The sequence below is a fragment of the Microbacterium umsixpiens genome (assembly GCF_053543675.1).
The window spans coordinates 5,504-9,642 of sequence record NZ_JBLVOH010000104.1 but is presented as its reverse complement, the minus strand read 5'-3'; the positions used below and the strand labels follow the sequence as shown (position 1 = coordinate 9,642).

Here is a 4,139-nt window from a genome sequence, read left to right as displayed (position 1 = left end):
GGGCGCGCCTCGCCGAGTACGCGAACGCGGGGTGGTTCACGCCCGAAGAGGTCACGATGCTCGCCACATCGAGCGGACGCAAGGCGGGTCTCAACTGGGCGCGAGGTCTTCGGGGTGACCGGCGTCCGATCATGCGCGAGTTCATCAAGGACGCGACCGCGCTGGCCGCGGTCCGTCAGCGGGCGATCACGGGGCGCGATCCGCTCGCCGTCGAGGACGAGCGTGCGCTGCTGATCCGTACCCGAGCCGCCAGGGCCGCACTGCTGGCGTATTGAGCCCGACATCGGGATACTCGTCGTGAGGAGGCGGTCGCGATGAGCACGTTCGTCCTGATCCACGGCGGGGGAGATGTCGGGTGGTCCTGGCATCTGGTCGCCGCAGAACTCGTGGCGCGCGGACACGAGGTCTTCGCCCCCGATCTCCCCGCCGGTGACGATTCCCTCACTCTCGAGGACTACGCGGACGCCGTGGTGGCAGAGGTGGGGGCACGACGCGATGTCGTCGTGCTCGGCCACTCGTTCGGAGCCTTCACGGCGCCTCTGGTCGCCGAGCGACTGTCGGCCGATCTCCTCGTGCTGGCCGCGGGGATGATCCCGGCGCCCGGTGAGCCGCCGGAGCGATGGTGGTCCGAGTCGGGCTATCTCGCCGCCGCCGAGGCCCAGGCGGCGATCGATGGCGGACTGACGGGTAACGAGGACCCCTACGTGAGTTTCTACAACGGCGTGCCGCGAGAGCTGGCGGATGAAGCACTGCGGCAGGAGCGCGCACATCCGTCCTCGGCGGCGATGGAGGTCCCGTGGCCGCTGAGGGTCTGGCCCGATGTGCCGACGCGGGTCATCGTGTTCGCGGACGATCGCTTCTTCCCGCCGCGCTTTCTCCGCGACCTCGCCCGAGAGCGTCTCGGGGTGGTCGCCGACGAGGTCCCCGGCGGACACTGCGCCATGCTCAGCAGGCCGACGGAGATCGCGGAGATGCTCGTCGGCTACCTCGATTGACGCCCGGAGACCCCGCGGTGGCAAGACTCAGCGCCCGGTGCTGCGGCGATGCCTGCGAGTCTCCCGGGCGCTGAGTTGATCTGTAATCAGGGTGCACCCGACCGTGGAGGGTGTCAAGAGGCTGTTGCCGCTGCTCCCGTCGAAGTGTTCGCTGTGAGCAGGTGCGATCGCGTTGACCCCTCCCGCGGGCTCGGGTTTGATGGAGGCATGACTGATCGCACAAAGCCTGAGTTCGATGCCCCCAGCGCCCCCGCTCCCGCGGAGCTCGTCATCCGCGACATCATCGAGGGTGACGGCGCAGAGGCGAAGCCCGGCGACACCGTGACCGTGCACTACGCCGGCGTCGAGTTCGACTCCGGCGAGGAGTTCGACTCGTCCTGGGGTCGCGGCGAGACCATCCAGTTCCCGCTGCGCGGCCTGATCCAGGGCTGGCAGGACGGCATCCCCGGCATGAAGGTCGGCGGACGCCGTGAGCTGATCATCCCGCCTCACCTGGCCTACGGCCCGGTCGGTGGCGGCCACTTCCTCTCCGGAAAGACGCTGATCTTCATCATCGATCTCGTCGCTGTCGGCTGAGCCCGACCCGTACGCCGAGACGCCCTTCCTCCTCGGAGGAGGGGCGTCTCTGTTGTATATCGGAAGAACATCCGCATTCAGGGGAATATATGCGAATGAATGTAAGTTGTCACAGGGGTCGCGGTGAACGCGGCCCCTGTCCGAAGCCGCATCAGCGGTCGATGTCTCCGAAGGAGAAACCATGACCAGCATCGACATTCCCGGCTACCGTCCCGGCACCTGGGTGCTCGACCCCTCGCACAGCGAGGTGACGTTCAGCGTCCGCCACATGATGATCTCCAAGGTGCGCGGCACCTTCGGCATCAAGAGCGCGACCTTGATCGCCCCCGAGAACCCGCTCGAGGCCAAGGTCGAGGCTTCTGTCGACGTCACCTCGGTCGACACGAACGACGAGGGTCGCGACGCCCACCTGCGCTCCGCCGACTTCTTCGACACCGAGAACTTCCCGACGATGGAGTTCGTGTCCACCGGCGCGCGCGTCAAGGGCGACGAGCTGTTCGTCGACGGTGACCTCACGATCCGCGGCGTCACCAAGCCGGTCAGCTTCGAGCTCGACTTCGGCGGATTCGGCACCGACCCGTACGGCAACTACAAGGCGGGCGCTTCTGCCAAGGCCGTGATCAACCGCGAGGACTTCGGTCTCACGTGGAACGCCGCACTCGAGACCGGTGGCGTGCTCGTGGGCAAGGACATCACGATCAGCCTCGACCTGCAGGGCGCGCTGCAGCAGGACTGACGCCGTCACGCAGTTCCTCGAACCCCGGGTCCGTCAGGGCTCGGGGTTCTCTGCGTCGTAGTCGTGGAATCGGCGGTTGCGGCGCGAGAGCATCGCGACGAGGGCGATCACCAGGACGCCGCCGAGCAGCGGCGGGAACCACAGGGTGGTCAGCGTGGCGAGAGTCCCGGCGTACAGGGCTCCGACGCGCGGGCCGCCGGCGACGACCACCACGAAGAGTCCCTGCAATCGACCGCGCATCGCGTCGGGAACCGCCGCCTGCATCATCGTGTTGCGGTAGATCGAGCTGGCATTGTCGGAGGCCCCGGAGAGCGCGAGTGCCACGCAGGCGGCGACGATCAGGCCGATGTTCGGGGCATCCTCGCCGGCGGGCGGAGAGAACGCCCCGATCAGCAGCACCAGACCGAAGAGGAGGATCGAAGCGCCGTACGCTTCGACGGCCCGCGCGATGCCGCGGCCATGCCACCGATACTGGACGACGCGCCCGGAGAACAGGCTCGACGCGAAGGTTCCGACGGCGACGGCCGCCGTGAGGATTCCGGTCGTCACGGCGCCGCCGCCCAGGAGCACGGTGCCGAGGGCGGGGAAGAGGACGAGGGGTTGGCCGAACGTCATCGCGATGATGTCGATGATGTACTGCATCCGGATGTTGCCCGCCTTGCGCAGGAAGCGCCAGCCGTCGACGAGCGACTCCAGGCCGGGGCGCACGATCTCGCCCTCAGGGCGCAGTACCGGAAGCGTCCACAGGCCGAGGAACATCGACAGCATCAGTACGACGTCGATCGTGTAGGTCCAGCCGTAGCCGGTGAGGGCCACGAGCAGGCCGGCCAGCGCGGGGCCGGCCATGACGGTGAGCCCGAACGCGACGCCGTTGAGTGCGGATGCCGCCGCCAGCTGCTCGCGGGGGATGAGGCGCGGCACGATCGCCGTGCGCGTGGCCATGCCCACCGAGTTCGCGGCGGAGTTGATCATGCTGAGTGCATACAGCCACCAGATGGTCTCGGTGCCGGTCCACGTGAGCGCGGCGAGCAGTGCGGTCGAGGCGAACGTGATGGTCGCCGCGATCAGGGCCACCCTGCGCCGGTCGAATGCGTCCGCGAGCATCCCGCCGTACAGGCCGGCGAGGATCATCGGGATGAGCCCGGCGACCGCGATCATGGACACGGCGAATGTGCTCCCGGTCAGCACGAACACATGCAGCATCACGGTGACGATCGTCAACTGACCGCCGATGCCCGCGAGCGTCGATCCGATCCACATCCGCGCGAAGGCGGGACTGGTCTTCAGGGGAGTGAGGTCGATGAGGTGACCGCGTCGGCCGCTCACTCGTCGATCTTCTTCTGCACCGTTCGAGCCTAGTTGACGCCGGTCGAGCGGCCCCTCGCGGTTGTCACGCGAGGGTGTCCTCGGCTGGTAGACTCTTCAGGTTGCCGTTCGATCGGCCGCGGATAAAGAGAGCCCTCGCATCAGGCGTCGGGCGCCGCGCAACAAGCAGAGAGGGGATCGAATCTATGGCACTGGAAGCAGACGTCAAGAAGGCGATCATCGAAGAGTACGCGACGCACCCCGGTGACACCGGATCCCCCGAGGTGCAGGTCGCAATGCTGACGCAGCGCATCAAGGACCTCACCGAGCACCTCAAGGAGCACAAGCACGACCACCACTCGCGTCGTGGTCTGTTCCTGCTCGTCGGTCAGCGCCGTCGCCTGCTGGGTTACCTGCAGGACATCGACATCAACCGCTACCGGTCGCTCATCGAGCGTCTCGGCCTGCGTCGATAAAGCAAGGCGATCCTGCGTTCAATCGCGCAGAACATTCTTGAGAAGGGGGGG

General features: G+C 67.3%; 5 protein-coding genes and 1 pseudogene. 5 read left to right on the top strand and 1 reads right to left on the bottom strand.

The window, feature by feature from the left end:
* The 4 genes and pseudogenes from ACNPM4_RS10640 to ACNPM4_RS10625 all read left to right on the top strand — a co-directional run.
* A pseudogene (locus tag ACNPM4_RS10640) lies at positions 1-275 on the top strand (PrsW family intramembrane metalloprotease); the annotation flags it as partial.
* Between the two features lie 39 nt (positions 276-314).
* Positions 315-995, top strand: a complete 681-nt coding sequence (locus tag ACNPM4_RS10635; RefSeq protein WP_105709767.1) for an alpha/beta fold hydrolase — start codon at positions 315-317, stop codon at positions 993-995.
* Positions 996-1,202: 207 nt separating this feature from the next.
* Positions 1,203-1,571 carry an FKBP-type peptidyl-prolyl cis-trans isomerase gene (locus tag ACNPM4_RS10630; RefSeq protein WP_029263650.1) on the top strand — a complete coding sequence of 123 codons (369 nt, stop codon included), beginning with the start codon at positions 1,203-1,205 and terminating at the stop codon, positions 1,569-1,571.
* A 181-nt stretch (positions 1,572-1,752) separates the two neighbouring features.
* Positions 1,753-2,307 carry a YceI family protein gene (locus ACNPM4_RS10625; protein ID WP_105709768.1) on the top strand — a complete coding sequence of 185 codons (555 nt, stop codon included), beginning with the start codon at positions 1,753-1,755 and terminating at the stop codon, positions 2,305-2,307.
* Positions 2,308-2,340: 33 nt separating this feature from the next.
* Here the strand turns inward: ACNPM4_RS10625 and ACNPM4_RS10620 are convergent, their stop codons facing one another.
* The gene (locus ACNPM4_RS10620) at positions 2,341-3,633 is read right to left on the bottom strand and encodes an MFS transporter (RefSeq protein ID WP_448985658.1); all 1,293 of its coding nucleotides are present in this window, start codon (positions 3,631-3,633) and stop codon (positions 2,341-2,343) included.
* A 185-nt stretch (positions 3,634-3,818) separates the two neighbouring features.
* Here ACNPM4_RS10620 and rpsO point away from each other — a divergent pair, with 185 nt between their 5' ends.
* Positions 3,819-4,088 carry a 30S ribosomal protein S15 gene (rpsO, locus tag ACNPM4_RS10615; RefSeq protein ID WP_005048780.1) on the top strand — a complete coding sequence of 90 codons (270 nt, stop codon included), beginning with the start codon at positions 3,819-3,821 and terminating at the stop codon, positions 4,086-4,088.
* The last annotated feature ends 51 nt before the right edge of the window (positions 4,089-4,139 follow it).